A 15,395-nucleotide genomic window follows, 5' to 3' on the forward strand; every position below is an offset into this window, starting at 1 on the left:
CTCGGCTACCGGCCCCCCACGGCCAGCAACGGCGCGAGGTAGCGGCGGACCTCCCCGGCCATGTCGACCGACTCACGGTCGTAGAGCCACTGGACCTGCAGGCCGTCCATGAGCGCCGCCAGAGCCCGCGCCGTCCCCGCGCGATCGACGTCCCGGCGGAGCAGGCCCGCCTCGGCAGCGCCGTCGAGCCGGGCCCGCAGCAGGGAGACCGTGCCCGCGTAACGCCTGACGAAGTACTCGTGCAACGGATGGTCCGGAGCTGTCGCCTCGGCCGACAGCACGACGTAGAGCCCGACCGACTCGGGATTGCGCTGGTTGTGCTCGACCAACGCCACCAACGCGGCCAGCGGGTCGAGCCCGGCCGCCACCGCCTCGACGGCCACCTTCCCCGACTGCTCGTCGTGCCAGTCGACCACGGCCTGGAGCAGGCGCTCCTTGCTCGGGTAGTGGTGCAGCAGGCCCGCCTGGCTGAGACCCGCGCGTTCGGCGACGTCCCGGAGGGAGCCCGTGCGGTAGCCGGACGCGGCGAAGACCTCCACCGCTGCGGTCACGATCCGCTGCCGTCGGCCCGCGGTCTTGGCGTACTCCCCGCGCGACGTGGTGGCGGGTCGCGTCATGCCCCGGAGCTTAGGCGAGGGCGGGGAGGGAAAACCTAGCACCGGCTCGGTTTTGTCGTTACGTTGTGCGCTGGCTCACCCGGCCGGGTGCAGCGCACCACCCCTGACGAGAGCGGGCCCATGACGACCGACGCCGCCGCACCCGCGGACGCCCAGCTCACCGACGCCCTGGCTGCGCTCTCCCTCGAGGAGAAGGTGCGGCTGCTCACCGGGCGGGACTACTGGACCACCTGGCGCCTCGACACGATCGGCCTGCGCCGCATCCTCGTCTCCGACGGCCCCTCCGGCGTCCGCGGCGAGCTGTGGGACGAGCGGGACCCCTCGCTCAACCTGCCCTCGGCCACGGCGCTGGCCGCCGCCTGGGATCCCGGGCTCGCGCGCCGCTACGGCGCGGCGGCCGCCGTCGAGGCCCGGCGCAAGGGCGTCGACGTCGTGCTGGGCCCGACGATCAACCTGCACCGGTCACCTCTGGGCGGCCGGCACTTCGAGTGCTACAGCGAGGACCCGGTCCTCACCGCCGAGCTCGCCGCCGCCTACGTGACCGGGGTCCAGGACAACGGCGTCGGGGCGACCCCCAAGCACTACATCGCGAACGACTTCGAGACCGACCGCTTCACCGTCGACGTCCGCGCCGACGACCGCACACTCCGCGAGCTCTACCTGCTGGCGTTCGAGAAGGCGGTCGTCGAATCCCGGGCCTGGCTCGTCATGAGCTCCTACAACTCGATCAACGGCGCGACGGCCAGCGAGAACGCGCTGCTGGAGACGCCGTTGAACAGCGAGTGGGGGTTCGACGGCGTCGTCATCAGCGACTGGACCGGGGTCCGCAGCCTGGAGAGCGCGAAGGCGTCGCAGGACCTCGTCATGCCCGGCCCCCAGGGGCCGTGGGGCGAGGCGCTGGTCACCGCCGTCCGGGACGGCGAGATCGACGAGGGCGACGTCGACCGCAAGGTGCTGCGCATCCTGCGGCTCGCGCAGCGCGTCGGGGCCCTGCCCGGCACCTCACCGGCCGAGCCGGTCCTGGTCGAGGACGGTCCGGCCCTGGCCCGCGAGGCCGCCACGGAGGGCACCGTCCTGCTGGAGAACCGGGGCGAGCTGCCTTGGGACCCCACGGCCCTGCGGTCCGTCGCCGTCATCGGCAACAACGCCTCCGCGGCGCGCACCCAGGGCGGCGGCAGCGCGACCGTCGTGCCCGAGTACACGGTCTCCCCGCTGGACGGGCTCCGCGCCGCCCTGCCCGGCGTCGAGGTGAGCTACTCCGTCGGCGCGGTGGTGCAGCAGGGCGTCGCCGAGCTGCCGCTGCGCGAGCTCACCAACCCCGTCACCGGCTCCCCCGGCCTGCGTGCGCGCTTCCTCGCCGAGGACGGCGCCGAGCTGCTCGCCGAGGACCGGCGCTCCAGCAACCTCGTCTACTTCGGCGGTGACGTCCCCATCGAGGAGGCGGCGGAGTTCGAGCTGTCCACCCGGCTGACCCCCACGGACAGCGGCGCCGTCCGGCTGGGCTACGCCCTGGTCGGCACCGCCCGGTTGTACGTCGACGGCGAGCTGCTCGTCGAGCAGCGCCTCCGCCCGGACGGGACGAATCTGGGTGCCTCCTTCATGGACCCGCCGACGGCGTCGGCCGAGGTGCGGCTCACCGCGGGGAAGCCGCTCGACATCCGGCTGGTCTACGACCTGCGGCGCCGCCGCGGTCCCGCCGCACGGGCCATGTCGCTGCGCCTCGGCACCGAGCCGGCCGACGTCGACGCGGACGCACTGATCGCCGAGGCCGCTGCCTCCGCCGCGGCGGCCGACGTGGCACTGGTCGTCGTCGGCACGAACTCGGTCGTCGAGTCAGAGGGCTACGACCGGACGACGCTGGCCCTGCCCGGGCGGCAGGACGACCTCGTCCGGGCCGTCGTCGCTGCCAACCCGCGCACGGTGGTGCTGGTGAACGCGGGCGCCCCGGTGCTCCTGCCGTGGCGCCACGACGTCGCCGCCGTGCTGGTGGGCTGGTTCGGCGGACAGGAGTTCGGCACCGCGGTCGCCGACGTCCTGCTGGGCGCGGCGGAGCCCGGCGGGCGGCTGCCGACCACCTGGCCGGCCCAGGAGGCCGACGTCCCGGTGCTCTCCTGCACCCCGGTCGACGGGGCCCTGGAGTACGCGGAGGGCATCCACATCGGCTACCGGGCCTGGCTGAGACAGGAGGCCCCACCCGCGTACTGGTTCGGCAGCGGCCGCGGCTACACGCGGATCGACCTCACCGGCATCGACGCGCCCACCGAGGCACGCCCCGGCGACGTCGTGACGGTGACCGCCGAGGTGGCCAACCGCGGCGACCGCGACGGCAAGCAGGTCGTGCAGGTCTACGCCGAACGTGCGGGGTCCGCCGTCGACCGGCCGGTGCGCTGGCTGGTCGGCTCCGCCCCGGTGCGGGTGCCGGCGGGCGGGACGGCGCGGGTGGACGTCGCCGTCGCGACCCGGTACCTGGCGCACTGGGCCGACGGCTGGCGGTACGAGCCGGGCGCCTACCGGCTGCGGGTCGGCACCAGCGCCGTCGACCTGCCGTTCGAGACGCCCCTGACGCTGTAGCCCGGGCCGGAACGCCGCGAGCCCCCGACCGGTACCGGTCGGGGGCTCGCGCTGCGCTGTAGCCCCGAAGGGATTCGAACCCTCGCTACCGCCGTGAGAGGGCGGCGTCCTAGGCCGCTAGACGACGGGGCCGTGCTGCACCCCGATTCTGCCATGCCGCGGTGGCCCGACCGGTGCGGGGTCGATCACACGGGGGTCGATCACACGGGTCGACCACAGGCAGGGGAACGGCGAGAGCCCCCGACCGGACTCGGTCGGGGGCTCTCGATGCGTAGCCCCGAAGGGATTCGAACCCTCGCTACCGCCGTGAGAGGGCGGCGTCCTGGGCCGCTAGACGACGGGGCCGTGCTGTCTTGCTCGGAGGAGCTGGCACAGCTTCGGAGAAGCCATGCCATTGCCTCGCTGGGGTACCAGGACTCGAACCTAGACTAACGGAACCAGAAACCGTCGGGCTGCCAATTACCCCATACCCCATGGGCCGTTCTCACGGCGCCGCAGAAGACGATACCCGACGCACCGGACGGTGGTCGGACCCCCCTGTGCTCCGCGCGCCACCGCGTGCCACGAGAGCGAGGAAACCCGCCAGTCCTGCGGCCCCGAGGAGAGCGAACACCTCACCCGGGCCGGAGGGCGTCAGGGCCGGCACGGCCTCCTCCCCCAGGCCCGCACCCAGGAGGAGGACGACCACCCCGCAGACCGCGTGCAGCGCGATCGCCGCCTCGAGGCCGCCGGTGAGCGCCACGGCGGCCGAGGCGGCCAGCCCGAGGGCCACCCGGCCGAGGAAGACGGTCAGATCGTCGGTCCCGTACAGCGCTGCCCACAGCAGCGCGCTGAGGACGGCGGCGACGACCGCGCCCGTGCGCGGACGGCCGATCCACCCGGCCACCGCCTGGCTCAGGTAGCCGCGGAACAGGACCTCCTCCGCGGCGGCGCGCAGCGGCACGGTGAGCAGGCCCACCAGCAGCACCCAGGCCAGGTCCGGCACCGGACCGGTGACGTCGCGGTCGGCGAGGAGGACGGCGCCGCCGGTGGCCAGCGCCACGCCGACCCCGGCGGTGAGGAGGGCGACGAGGCCCAGCCGTCGCAGGAGCGGCCACCGGAGCCGGCCCGCGACGGACAGCCCGGGTCCCGGACCGACCCCGTGCACCACCGGCCAGGCCAGGACGACGGCGGGCAGCGCGACGGCGAGCAGCAGGTTCGCGACCAGGAGGCCGCGCCAGGTGAGCGGCACGGCGTCGAGGTCCGCGCCCACGCCGAACAGCAGGTCGACGATCCGGGTCAGGATCAGCCCGATCCCGAGCAGGAACGCGATCAGCAGCAGCCCCGCGACGGGACGCCACCACGCCCATGGGCCGTCGCGCATCGCCAGCAGGTACGACGGCGGTCGCTCCGGCTGCGGGTCCGGCGCGGCGTCGTCCTCCTGCGTCAGCGCCGGCGCGGGCACGTCCGACGACGGCCGCAGCGTGGGCGGCGGCCCGGTGTAGGGCGCCTGCTCCTCCTCCCGCTCCTCCGGCGCCGCGGCGGTCATCCGCCGGCGAGCCCGCGGGCCGCGGTCAGCCGGGCGAGCGTGCGTTCCCGGCCCAGCAGCTCCATCGACTCGTACAGCGGCGGGGAGACGGTGCGCCCGCTGACGGCCACCCGCACGGGCCCGAACGCCAGCCGCGGCTTGAGACCCAGCCCGTCGACGAGAGCGGACTTCAGCGCCGCCTCGATGGCCGGGGTGCTCCACTCCGCCAGTTCGCCCAGCGAGGCGGTGGCCGCGTCGAGCACGGCGATGGCGTTCTCACCGGACAGCTGCTTCTCCGCGGCCGCGGGGTCGATCACGACCTCGTCCACGAACAGGAAGCCGAGCAGGCCGACGGCCTCCGACAGCACGACCATGCGCTCCTGCGCCATCGGCGCGATCGCCTGCAGCACGGCGGCCTGCTCCGCCGTCGGCGGCTCGCCGACCAGCCCGGCGTCGGCCAGGTAGGGCACGACGCGGGTGGTGAACTCCTCCACCGGCAGCGCCCGCAGGTGCGTGGCGTTGATCGCCTCGGCCTTCTTCAGGTCGAAGCGCGCCGGGTTGGCGCTCACCCGGGAGACGTCGAACGCCTCGACCAGCTCGGCGGTCGAGAAGATGTCGCGGTCCTCGGCGATCGACCAGCCCAGCAGGGCCAGGTAGTTCACCAGCCCCTCGGGCAGGAAGCCACGCTCGCGGTAGACGTCGAGGTTCGACGTGGGGTCCCGCTTCGACAGCTTCTTGGTCCCCTCGCCGGTCACCAGCGGGAGGTGCCCGAACCGCGGGGTCACCGTGGCGACGCCGACGTCGGTCAGCGCGGCGTAGAGGGCCAGCTGGCGCGGCGTGGACGGCAGCAGGTCCTCACCGCGCAGGACGTCGGTGATGCCCATCAGGGCGTCGTCGACCGGGTTGACGAACGGGTAGAGCGGCGCGCCGTTGCCGCGCACCAGCACGAAGTCCGGCACCGCGCCCGCGGCGAAGCGCACCTCGCCGCGCACCAGGTCGGTCCAGACGAGGTCCTCATCGGGCATGCGCAGGCGCAGCACGGGCGTGCGCCCCTCGTCGCGGAAAGCGGCCTTCTGCGCGTCGGTGAGGTACCGGTCGTGGTTGTCGTAGCCGAGCTTCGGGTCCTGGCCGGCTGCCCGGCGGCGGACGTCGACCTCCTCGTTGGTCGAGAAGGACTCGTAGGCGTGCCCCGACTCGAGCAGCTTGGCGGCCACCTCGCGGTAGATCTCGGAGCGCTCCGACTGCCGGTAGGGACCGTGCGGCCCGCCGACCTCGGGGCCCTCGTCCCAGTCCAGGCCCAGCCAGCGCAGGCTGTCGAGCAGGTGCCGGTAGGACTCCTCGGAGTCGCGGGAGGCGTCGGTGTCCTCGATGCGGAAGACGAACGTCCCGCCGTGGTGCCGGGCGTGCGCCCAGTTGAACAGCGCCGTCCGGATCAGGCCGACGTGGACCAGACCGGTGGGCGACGGGCAGAAGCGGGTGCGCACGCTCACCGGGCGCCGCCCGCGGTGGAGACGGCGTCGGCGCCGGTGACCGAGCTGGTCAGGGTGCCGAGGCCCTCGATCGTGCACTCGACCCGCTGACCCGGCCGGATCGGCCCGACCCCGGCCGGAGTCCCGGTGAGCACCACGTCGCCCGGGAGCAGCGTCATCACCTGCGAGATGTAGGAGATCAGCGTCGGGAGGCCGAAGATGAGCTGGCTGGTGCGTCCGTGCTGGCGGCGCTCGCCGTCGACGGTGCAGGTGACCTCCAGGTCGGCGGCGTCCAGCCCGAGGGCACCCAGGTCGGTCTCGATCCACGGCCCCAGCGGGCAGAAGGAGTCGAAGCCCTTCGCGCGGGTCCACTGCCCGTCGCTGCGCTGCATGTCGCGCTCGGTGACGTCGTTGCCGATCGTGTAGCCGAAGACGCTGCTCAGCGCCTGCTCCGGTGACACGTTGCGGGCACCGCGGGCGCCGATGACCACGGCGAGCTCCGCCTCGTGGTGCACGTTCGTGCTCCCCGGCGGGATGCGGATGGCGTCACCCGGGCCGATCACCGACGTCGACGGCTTGAGGAACAGCAGCGGCTCCGTGGGGGCGTCGCCGGTCTGTCCCTTCATCTCCGCGATGTGGTCGGCGTAGTTCTTGCCCACGCAGACCACCTTGCTCGGCAGGATCGGCGAGAGCAGACGGACGTCGGCCTGCGCGTAGCGGGCCCCGGTGAAGGAGATCTGGCCGAAGGGGTGACCCTCGATCTGGGCCACCTGGCCGTCTCCGTCGAGGACGCCGAAGGACATGCCCTGAGGGGAGGCGAAGCGGACGATGCGCACGCACCGAGGCTAGTCCGGCCGCTCCGGCGCTACGGTTCCGGCCATGGCCTGCCGGTTCAGCGAGCTCGTGATCGACTGCCGGGACCCCGAGGCGCTCGCCGCCTTCTGGGCCGCCGTCCTCGACTACCGGGTGCTGGGCCGCGAGGACGACGGCAGCGTCGAGATCGGACCGGCCGAGGGGTTCGGCGGCACCGCGCCCACCCTGGTGTTCGGGAAGGTGCCGGACCCGACGCCGGGCAAGGTGCGGCTGCACATCGACGTGAGCCCCACCGACCGCGACCAGGACGGCGAGCTGCAGCGGCTGCTGGACCTGGGCGCCACGGGGGCCGACGTCGGCCAGACCGGAGACGAGACGTGGCACGTGCTCGCCGACCCCGAGGGCAACGAGTTCTGCCTCCTGCGCACGCGCATCGACCCGCTGCCCGTACGGCCCGCCGGGATCAAGTGACCTGATCGTCGAGCGTCCTACCTCACGTCCCACGGTGAGGGAGGACGCCGCATGATCAGGTCACCTGATCGTCGCGGGATGCAGGACGGCGGGTGGCCGCAGGGCCGTCCGAGGACGACGATGTCGAGGTGATCCTGATCGTCGTGAAGTTCCCCGTCCGGCCCGAGCGCGCCGACGAGTGGGTGGCGCTGGCCGCCGACTACGCCCGCTCGGTGAACGCCGAGGAGGGCTCGCTGTTCTTCGAGTGGTCCCGCAGCCTCGATGATCCGGACACGTTCGTCTGCGTCGAGGGCTTCCGCGACTCCGACGCCGGCGCCGCGCACGTGGGCACGGACGCGTTCAAGCGCTTCGTCGAGCAGGCACCGGACCTGGTCGCCGCGCAGCCGCAGATCATCTACGTCGACGCCCCGGACCTGTCCGGCTGGGGCCCGATGGGCGAGATCCAGCCCCGCTGACCGGCGTGCGGCCGTTCCTGCTGCTCTCCTCCCGCCCCGAGGACGAGGCGGCCGACGAGGAGTACGCCTCGTTCCTGCGCTTCACCGGTTTGCCCGCCGACCGGCTCCGCCGGATCCGTCTGGAGGGCGGCCCGCTGCCCGCCCTCGACCTGGACGGCTACGCCGGGGTCCTGCTGGGCGGCGGGCCGTTCAACTCCAGCGACGCCGACGACGAGAAGTCCCCGGTCCAGCTGCGGGTGGAGCGCGAGGTCAGCGGGCTGCTCGACGAGATCGTCGGGCGGGACCTGCCCTTCTTCGGCGCCTGCTACGGGATCGGCACCCTGGGGACCCACCAGGGCGGCGTCGTCGACCGGACGTACGGCGAGCCGGTGTCGGCGGTCGAGCTGACGCTCACGCCGGAGGGTCGGGCCGACCCGCTCCTCGCCGGCGTGCCCGACCGGTTCGAGGCGTTCGTCGGCCACAAGGAGGCCTGCCGCGTCCTGCCCCCTCGCGCGGTGCTGCTGGCCTCGTCGCCGGCCTGCCCGGTGCAGATGTTCAGGGTGGGCGACAACGTCTACGCCACCCAGTTCCACCCGGAGCTCGACGTGCCCGGGATCGTGCAGCGGGTGCACATCTACCAGGACGCCGGCTACTTCCCACCGTCCGAGCTCGAGGCGGTCATCGCCCGGCTGACGCCCGCGGTGGTCACCCACCCCCCACGCCTGCTGGCGAACTTCGTGGCCCGCTACGGCTGAGGGTGGCGCAGGACGGCGTAGGTCAGGGCGTCGACCAGCGCGTGCCACGACGCCTCGACGATGTTGGCGTGGACACCGACGGTGGTCCACTCCCCCACGCCGTCGGTGGTGTCGATGAGCACCCGGGTGGTCGCGCTGGTGCCGCCCTTCCAGCCGAGGATGCGGACCTTGTAGTCGGCCAGGGCGACGTCGGCCAGCTGGGGGTAGCGGTGCACCAGCGCCTGCCGCAGCGCGTTGTCCAGCGCGTTGACCGGCCCGTTGCCCTCCGCGGTGCTGATCACCCGCTCGCCGTCGACGTGCACCTTCACCGTCGCCTCGCTGACCACGACGCCGTTGCCCCAGTGCTCGACGGAGGTCTTGTAGCTCTCCAGCTCGAACAGCGGTGGCGGGGCGTCCGGGAGCTGGCCGCGCAGGAGGAGCTCGAAGGAGGCGTCCGCGGCCTCGAACGACCAGCCGTCGGCCTCGAGCACCTTCACCTGGTCGACGACGCGGCCGATGGCGTCGGACTGACCCGCAAGGTCCACGCCGAGCTCTCGTCCCTTGAGCTCCACCGAGGCGCGGCCGGCCATCTCGGTCACCAGGATGCGCATGTCGTTGCCGACGACGGCCGGGTCGAGGTGGTTGTACAGCTCGGGGCTCACCTTGATCGCGCTGGCGTGGAGCCCCGCCTTGTGCGCGAACGCCGAGGCCCCGACGTAGGGCTGGTGGTCGTCGGGCGCGATGTTGGCCAGCTCGGCGATCGCGTGGCTCACCCGCTGCAGCTCGGGCAGGCACTCGGCCGGGACCGCCGGGATGCCCATCTTGGTGACCAGGTTGCCGATCAGCGCGAACGTGTCGGCGTTGCCGGCCCGCTCGCCGTAGCCGTTCGCCGTTCCCTGCACGTGGGTGACGCCGGCCTCGACGGCGGCCAGGGTGTTGGCCACCGCGCAGCCGGTGTCGTCCTGGCAGTGGATGCCCAGCTTCCCGCTCACCCGCGAGCGCACCTCGGCCACGACCCGGCCGACGCCCATCGGCAGCATGCCGCCGTTGGTGTCGCACAGGACGCCGACCTCGGCGCCGGCGTCGAACGCGGCCTGCAGCACGCGCACCCCGTAGTCGGGGTCGGCGGCGTGGCCGTCGAAGAAGTGCTCGCAGTCGAGGAACACCCGCCGGCCGCGTGCGACGAGGAAGGCGACGGTGTCGGCGACCATGGCCAGGTTCTCCTCCGGCGTCGTCCGCAGCGCCTCGCGGACGTGCCGGACGTCGGACTTCGCGACCAGGCAGACGACCGGCGACCCGGCGTCGAGCAGGGCCCGCACCTGCGGGTCCTCCTCGACGCGCACGCCGGCCTTGCGGGTCGACCCGAACGCCACCAGTTGCGCGTGCTTCAGGTCGAGTTCGGTGCGGGCGCGGGAGAAGAACTCCGTGTCCTTGGGCAGTGCGCCCGGCCAGCCACCCTCGATGAACCCGACCCCGATCTCGTCCAGCAGCCGGGCGACGGCGAGCTTGTCCGCGACGGAGTAGCTGATGCCCTCCCGCTGGGCGCCGTCGCGCAGGGTGGTGTCGAAGACGTGGAAGTCGGTCTCGCTGGTGGTCATGGGAACTCCTGGGAAGGTGCTGCCGGCCCGAACACGAAAAAGACCCCCCGGGTACGGGAGGTCTGCGCGCAGTCGAGGAGGGGACTGCGCGCTACACGATGATGATCGAGCGGGTGGCGTACATCGCGACGAGTAAAGCACGCACGCCGGAAACCACGTGAACGCGCTGCACACCGCTGGCAGGCTGCCCCCTCGTGATCCCACCCGGCTGGACCCCCGTGCACCGCGCCGACGGCGAGCAGGTGGGCTGGCTGGCGCCCGACGGCGCCGCGGGCCGGGTCGTGCCGCGGCTGCTCACCGGCACCCCGCTGGCCGACGCCCGGAAGGCCGCGGACGCCGCGGCGCTGCTGCGCGCCGAGGGGCTGGCTGCGCTGGACCGCCGGTGGTGGGCCCGGCTGCCGGGTGAGCCGCTGACCGGTGTCGTCGACGCCGGGAAGCCGGCCGAGGACTGGTCCTGGCAGTCGGTCGTGCTGGTCGAGTCCTCCCCCGCCGGCTGCACGGTCCGCCCGGAGTGGCCCGCGCCCGGCGAGACCGGGCGGGCGAGCCTGCCCGTGCCCGTCGGCGACCTGCTGCTGGCGGAGCCCCCGAGCTGACCCGACAGAGGCCGGCCCGGGAACTCAGCCGCTGGCGAGCGCGGCGAGCCGGTCGCCGACCTCCGCGGTGCGGACCGGCTGCTGGGGGTCGCGGGTGGAGAGGTCGAACGCGACGGCGGCGTTGACCTTCCTCGCCTGGTCCGCGCGGCCGAGGTGCTCGAGCAGCAGGCCGACCGACAGCACCGTGGCGGTCGGGTCGGCGACGCCCTGGCCGGCGATGTCGGGGGCGGAGCCGTGCACCGGCTCGAACATGCTGGGGTTCGTGCCCGAGGCGTCGAGGTTGCCGCTGGCGGCCAGGCCGATGCCCCCGGTCACCGCGGCGGCGATGTCGGTGACGATGTCGCCGAAGAGGTTGTCGGTGACGATCACGTCGTAGCGGCCCGGATCGGTGATGAAGAACATCGAGGCGGCGTCCACGTGCTGGTAGGCGACGGTGACGTCGGGGAACTCCGCGGAGACCTCCTCCACGATCCGGGACCAGAGGTTCCCGGCGAACGTGAGGACGTTGGTCTTGTGGATCAGCGTCAGGTGCTTGCGCGGCCGGCTGACGGCCCGCTCGAACGCGTAGCGCACCACCCGCTCGACGCCGAAGGCGGTGTTGAGGCTGACCTCGGTGGCGAGCTCCTGCGGGGTGTCCTTGCGCAGCACGCCGCCGTTGCCGACGTAGGGGCCCTCGGTGCCCTCGCGGACGCAGAGCATGTCGATCGGCCCGCTGTCGGCCAGTGGCCCGCGGACGCCGTCGAACAGCTTGGCCGGGCGCAGGTTGACGTGGTGGTCGAGCTCGAAGCGCAGCCGCAGCAGCAGACCGCGCTCGAGGATGCCGGGCGGCACGCTGGGGTCGCCGATGGCGCCCAGCAGGATCGCGTCGTGCCGGCGGAGCTCGTCGAGCACGGTGTCGGGCATGAGCTCGCCGGTCCGCTGCCACCGGGCCGCGCCCAGGTCGTAGGGGGTGGTCTCGAGGTCGGGGGCGACCTCGCGGAGGACCTTGAGCCCCTCCTCGACGACCTCCGGGCCGATGCCGTCTCCAGGGATCACTGCCAAGCGCATGAGGAGAACTCCTGGGTCAGAGGGTGTCGAGGTCGGCGGCGCGGGCCTCACGGGCACCGATGCGCCCGGCGATGGACTCGAGCAGCTCGGGGGTGACCGGGCTGTCGACGGTGACGGCCATGAGCGCCTCGCCGCCCTCGGTCGTGCGGCTCACCTGGGCGCCGGCGATGTTGATGCCGGCCTCCCCCAGTGCCGCACCGACCGCGCCGACGACGCCGGGCCGGTCCTCGTAGGTGAAGAACAGCAGCCTGCCGTCGGCGGCCAGGTCGATCTCGAAGCCGGCCACCTCGGTGAGCCGGGCGACCTGGTTCTTGCCGTAGAGCGTGCCCGAGACCGAGACCTGGCGGCCGTCGGCCATCGCCCCGCGCACGGTGACCAGGTTGCGGTACGTGGGGCTCTCCGGATCGCTGGTGAGACCCACCTCGAGGCCGCGCTGCTCGGCGAACAGCGGCGCGTTGACGTAGGTGACCTGCTCCTCGATCACGTCGGAGAAGACACCCTTGAGGACGGCCAGCTGCAGCACGGCGACGTCGAACTCGGCGAGCTTCCCGCGCACGTCCACGGTGACCGACTGCGCCAGGCCACCGGCCACGGCGGTGAAGACCCGGCCGAGCTTCTCGGCCAGCGGCAGGCCCGGGCGCACGTCCTCGGCGACGACGCCGCCGGCCTGGACGTTGACGGCGTCGGGCACGAACTCGCCCTGCAGCGCCAGCCGCACCGAGCGCGCCACGGCGGTGCCCGCCTTGTCCTGCGCCTCGGTGGTCGAGGCACCCAGGTGCGGGGTGACGACGGTGTTGGGGAGCCCGAACAGCGGGCTGTCGGTGGTGGGCTCCGTGGCATAGACGTCGATGCCCGCGGCACCGACCTGACCCGAGCGCAGCGCGTCGGCCAGCGCGGCCTCGTCGACCAGCCCGCCGCGGGCGGCGTTGACGATGATCACGCCGCGCTTGGTGGTCGCCAGCTCCGCGGCGCCGATGAGGCCCACGGTCTCCGGCGTCTTCGGCAGGTGGATGGAGATGAAGTCCGACTCGCGGAGCAGCTCCTCCAGCGAGACCAGGCGGACGCCGAGCTGTGCTGCGCGACCGGGCTGGATGTAGGGGTCGTAGGCGATCAGCTCGACACCGAAGGCGGCCAGGCGCTGCGCGAACAGGACGCCGATGCGGCCCAGGCCCACGACACCGACGGTCTTGTCGGTCACCTCGACGCCCATGAACTTCGAGCGCTTCCACTGCCCCTCGCGCAGGGTGGCGTCGGCGGCCGGGATCTGGCGGGCGGCGGCCAGCAGCAGGGCGACGGCGTGCTCGGCGGCGCTGACGATGTTCGACGTCGGCGCGTTGACGACCATCACGCCCCGCTCGGTGGCGGCGGCGACGTCGACGTTGTCCAGGCCGATGCCGGCCCGGGCGACGACCTTCAGATTCGGGGCGGCGGCCAGTGCCTCCGCATCGATCTGGGTCGCGCTGCGGATCATCACCGCCGCGGCGTCGGCGAGCGCAGGCAGCAGCGCGGAACGGTCGGCTCCGTCGACGTGGCGGATCTCGACCTCGGTCCCGAGCACCTCGAGGACGCTCGGGGCCAGCTCTTCGGCGATCAGGACGACGGGCGCGGTCCCCGACACGATGGCTGTCACGGGGTGACAGCCTAAGGACGGCCGCCGGTCGCGGGTCGGCCGGGTGGCCTGGGGCTCAGGGGTCCTAGACTCGCCCGCCACGGCTCCGCCGTCGGCGGAGGGCCCACGAGGAGGAGCACGTACATGACCACTCCCACCGGCAGCGGTTCGGATCTGCCCCCGGAGGACCAGCCGGGCTGGGGCGCCCCTCCCCCGCCGGGGTACGGCCAGCAACCCGGCTACGGCCAGCAGCAGCCCGGATACGGTCCGCCGCCCGGGTACGGCCAGGCACCCGGCTACGGCCAGCAGCACGGTTACGGCCAGGCGCCCGGATACGGAAGCCCCTACCCCGCGGCCCCGGGCTACAGCGCCCCGTCCCCCTCGACCCCGCAGCTGGACCCGGCCACCGCGGTGCGCAGCGTCCTGACCCAGTACGCCGTCTTCACCGGCCGCGCCCGCCGCTCGGAGTTCTGGTGGTTCTGGCTCGCCAGCGCTCTGGCCTCGCTGGTCGCCTCGGTCCTCGACGTCGCGATGGGCAGCGAGGTGATCGCCGACACCGGGATCGTCGGCCTGCTGCTCACGCTGGCGCTGATCATCCCGAGCGTGGCCGTGGCCGTGCGGCGGCTGCACGACACCGGCAAGTCCGGCTGGTGGCTGCTGCTCTGGCTGATCCCGATCGTCGGCTGGATCGTGCTGATCGTCTTCTGGGCGCAGGACGGTCATCCGCACCCGAACCAGTACGGCCCCTCGCCGAAGTACCAGGCGGCCGGCGGCTACTGACGCCGGAACGCGGAACGGGCCCCGTCACCTCGTGGTGGCGGGGCCCGTTCTGCGTGCGCAGGGTCAGCGCGCGGCGGTGCCGGTGTAGTCGTCGGAGGCAGCCACCCAGCTCATGAGGCCGCGCAGCTTGCGCCCGGTCTCCTCGATGGGGTGCGCCTCCGCGGCGGCCCGCTTGGCCTTGAAGTCCGGGGCGCCGGCGTCCTGGTCGGCGATGAACGCGGCGGCCCACGAGCCGTCCTGGATCGCGGTGAGGACGTCCTTCATCGACTGCTTGACGCGGGCATCGATGACCTTCGGGCCCGACGTGTAGTCGCCGTACTCGGCGGTGTCGGACACCGACCAGCGCTGCTTGGCGATGCCGCCCTCGTACATGAGGTCGACGATGAGCTTCAGCTCGTGCAGGCACTCGAAGTAGGCGACCTCGGGCTGGTACCCGGCCTCGGTGAGGGTCTCGAACCCGGCGGTGATCAGCGCACTGGCGCCACCGCAGAGCACGGCCTGCTCGCCGAACAGGTCGGTCTCGGTCTCCTCGGCGAAGGTCGTCTTGATGACGCCGGCGCGGGAGCCACCGATGGCCTTCGCGTAGGACAGGGCGAGCGCCTGGGCGCTGCCGCTGGCGTCCTGCTCGACGGCGATGAGGCAGGGCACGCCCTTGCCGTTCTCGAACTCGCGGCGCACCAGGTGGCCGGGGCCCTTGGGGGCGACCATGGCGACGTCGACGCCGGACGGGGCCTTGATGTAGCCGAACCGGATGTTGAAGCCGTGCCCGAAGAACAGCGCGTCGCCGTCCTGCAGGTTGGGCTCGACCGACTCCGCGTACAGCGTCCGCTGCACGTGGTCGGGCGCCAGGATCATGATCAGGTCGGCCTCGGCGGACGCCTCGGCGGGGGTGACCACCCGCAGACCCTCGGCCTCGGCCTTGGCCCGGCTCTTGCTGCCCTCGGGCAGGCCGACACGGACGTCGACGCCCGAGTCGCGCAGGGACAGCGCGTGCGCGTGTCCCTGGCTGCCGTAGCCCAGGACGGCGACGGTGCGCCCCTGGATGATCGAGAGGTCGGCGTCGTCGTCGTAGAAGATCTCGGCGGCCATTCGGTCCGTACTCCTTCGGTGGTTGTTCTGCGTGGACGAGTCGTGGTGGCCCCGTGCAGGGGC

The 15,395-nt window shown here is 73.1% G+C and carries 14 protein-coding genes and 3 tRNA genes; 6 read left to right on the forward strand and 11 right to left on the reverse strand.

Features of this window, described 5'->3' with window-relative positions:
* Window positions 1–5: 5 nt before the first annotated feature.
* Complete coding sequence (locus BN344_RS08935) at window positions 6–617, reverse strand: TetR/AcrR family transcriptional regulator (protein WP_040338247.1); 612 nt, start codon at window positions 615–617, stop codon at window positions 6–8.
* 120 nt (window positions 618–737) lie between these two features.
* Here BN344_RS08935 and BN344_RS08940 point away from each other — a divergent pair, with 120 nt between their 5' ends.
* Window positions 738–3,188, forward strand: coding sequence for a glycoside hydrolase family 3 protein (locus BN344_RS08940; RefSeq protein WP_040338248.1), 2,451 nt, complete (start codon window positions 738–740; stop codon window positions 3,186–3,188).
* A gap of 59 nt (window positions 3,189–3,247) precedes the next feature.
* Here BN344_RS08940 and BN344_RS08945 read toward each other — a convergent pair.
* The 6 genes from BN344_RS08945 to BN344_RS08970 form a co-directional block, all read right to left on the reverse strand.
* Window positions 3,248–3,320, reverse strand: a tRNA-Glu gene (locus BN344_RS08945).
* Between the two features lie 140 nt (window positions 3,321–3,460).
* Window positions 3,461–3,533 (reverse strand) — tRNA-Glu (locus BN344_RS08950).
* 57 nt (window positions 3,534–3,590) lie between these two features.
* Window positions 3,591–3,662, reverse strand: a tRNA-Gln gene (locus BN344_RS08955).
* 10 nt (window positions 3,663–3,672) lie between these two features.
* The gene (locus BN344_RS18995; protein ID WP_051515747.1) at window positions 3,673–4,716 is read right to left on the reverse strand and encodes a CPBP family intramembrane glutamic endopeptidase; all 1,044 of its coding nucleotides are present in this window, start codon (window positions 4,714–4,716) and stop codon (window positions 3,673–3,675) included.
* Window positions 4,713–6,185 (reverse strand): glutamate--tRNA ligase, encoded by a 1,473-nt coding sequence (gene gltX / locus BN344_RS08965; RefSeq protein ID WP_040338249.1) that lies wholly within the window; start codon window positions 6,183–6,185, stop codon window positions 4,713–4,715. The genes BN344_RS18995 and gltX overlap by 4 nt, the downstream gene beginning before the upstream one ends.
* A complete protein-coding gene (locus BN344_RS08970) occupies window positions 6,182–7,000 on the reverse strand; it encodes a fumarylacetoacetate hydrolase family protein (RefSeq protein ID WP_081788512.1) in 819 nt (272 codons plus the stop codon). The genes gltX and BN344_RS08970 overlap by 4 nt, the downstream gene beginning before the upstream one ends.
* Window positions 7,001–7,043: 43 nt before the next feature.
* Here BN344_RS08970 and BN344_RS08975 point away from each other — a divergent pair, with 43 nt between their 5' ends.
* The 3 genes from BN344_RS08975 (at window position 7,044) to BN344_RS08985 (ending at window position 8,637) form a co-directional block, all read left to right on the forward strand.
* The gene (locus tag BN344_RS08975) at window positions 7,044–7,448 is read left to right on the forward strand and encodes a VOC family protein (RefSeq protein ID WP_040338250.1); all 405 of its coding nucleotides are present in this window, start codon (window positions 7,044–7,046) and stop codon (window positions 7,446–7,448) included.
* Window positions 7,449–7,540: 92 nt separating this feature from the next.
* A complete protein-coding gene (locus tag BN344_RS08980) occupies window positions 7,541–7,903 on the forward strand; it encodes a putative quinol monooxygenase (protein WP_231486678.1) in 363 nt (120 codons plus the stop codon).
* A 5-nt stretch (window positions 7,904–7,908) separates the two neighbouring features.
* Window positions 7,909–8,637 carry a glutamine amidotransferase gene (locus tag BN344_RS08985; RefSeq protein WP_040338251.1) on the forward strand — a complete coding sequence of 243 codons (729 nt, stop codon included), beginning with the start codon at window positions 7,909–7,911 and terminating at the stop codon, window positions 8,635–8,637.
* Here BN344_RS08985 and cimA read toward each other — a convergent pair.
* On the reverse strand, window positions 8,628–10,214 hold the full coding sequence (cimA, locus tag BN344_RS08990) for a citramalate synthase (RefSeq protein WP_040338252.1): 1,587 nt from the start codon (window positions 10,212–10,214) through the stop codon (window positions 8,628–8,630). The genes BN344_RS08985 and cimA overlap by 10 nt on opposite strands.
* A gap of 194 nt (window positions 10,215–10,408) precedes the next feature.
* Here cimA and BN344_RS08995 point away from each other — a divergent pair, with 194 nt between their 5' ends.
* Window positions 10,409–10,807 (forward strand): hypothetical protein, encoded by a 399-nt coding sequence (locus BN344_RS08995; protein WP_155858825.1) that lies wholly within the window; start codon window positions 10,409–10,411, stop codon window positions 10,805–10,807.
* A 24-nt stretch (window positions 10,808–10,831) separates the two neighbouring features.
* On the opposite strand, the gene BN344_RS09000 is transcribed toward BN344_RS08995, so the two are convergent.
* Both BN344_RS09000 and serA read right to left on the reverse strand, forming a co-directional pair.
* Complete coding sequence (locus BN344_RS09000; RefSeq protein ID WP_040338254.1) at window positions 10,832–11,854, reverse strand: 3-isopropylmalate dehydrogenase; 1,023 nt, start codon at window positions 11,852–11,854, stop codon at window positions 10,832–10,834.
* A gap of 16 nt (window positions 11,855–11,870) precedes the next feature.
* Window positions 11,871–13,484 (reverse strand): phosphoglycerate dehydrogenase, encoded by a 1,614-nt coding sequence (gene serA / locus BN344_RS09005; RefSeq protein ID WP_231486680.1) that lies wholly within the window; start codon window positions 13,482–13,484, stop codon window positions 11,871–11,873.
* A 123-nt stretch (window positions 13,485–13,607) separates the two neighbouring features.
* Here serA and BN344_RS20240 point away from each other — a divergent pair, with 123 nt between their 5' ends.
* Complete coding sequence (locus BN344_RS20240) at window positions 13,608–14,243, forward strand: DUF805 domain-containing protein (RefSeq protein WP_197022294.1); 636 nt, start codon at window positions 13,608–13,610, stop codon at window positions 14,241–14,243.
* 63 nt (window positions 14,244–14,306) lie between these two features.
* Here BN344_RS20240 and ilvC read toward each other — a convergent pair whose 3' ends face one another.
* Window positions 14,307–15,332, reverse strand: coding sequence for a ketol-acid reductoisomerase (ilvC, locus tag BN344_RS09015; protein WP_040338255.1), 1,026 nt, complete (start codon window positions 15,330–15,332; stop codon window positions 14,307–14,309).
* Between the last annotated feature and the right edge of the window lie 63 nt (window positions 15,333–15,395).

Origin of the sequence: Candidatus Blastococcus massiliensis AP3 (genome assembly GCF_000582785.1) — a bacterium.
GTDB lineage: Bacteria > Actinomycetota > Actinomycetes > Mycobacteriales > Geodermatophilaceae > Blastococcus > Blastococcus massiliensis.

Coding starts and splice junctions, on each gene's coding strand:
- BN344_RS18995 (WP_051515747.1), bottom strand. CDS start 4,716: ATGACCGCCGCGGCGCCGGAGGAGCGGGAGGAGGAGCAGGCGCCCTAC.
- BN344_RS08935 (WP_040338247.1), bottom strand. CDS start 617: ATGACGCGACCCGCCACCACGTCGCGCGGGGAGTACGCCAAGACCGCG.
- BN344_RS08940 (WP_040338248.1), top strand. CDS start 738: ATGACGACCGACGCCGCCGCACCCGCGGACGCCCAGCTCACCGACGCC.
- BN344_RS08975 (WP_040338250.1), top strand. CDS start 7,044: ATGGCCTGCCGGTTCAGCGAGCTCGTGATCGACTGCCGGGACCCCGAG.
- BN344_RS20240 (WP_197022294.1), top strand. CDS start 13,608: ATGACCACTCCCACCGGCAGCGGTTCGGATCTGCCCCCGGAGGACCAG.
- ilvC (WP_040338255.1), bottom strand. CDS start 15,332: ATGGCCGCCGAGATCTTCTACGACGACGACGCCGACCTCTCGATCATC.
- cimA (WP_040338252.1), bottom strand. CDS start 10,214: ATGACCACCAGCGAGACCGACTTCCACGTCTTCGACACCACCCTGCGC.
- BN344_RS09000 (WP_040338254.1), bottom strand. CDS start 11,854: ATGCGCTTGGCAGTGATCCCTGGAGACGGCATCGGCCCGGAGGTCGTC.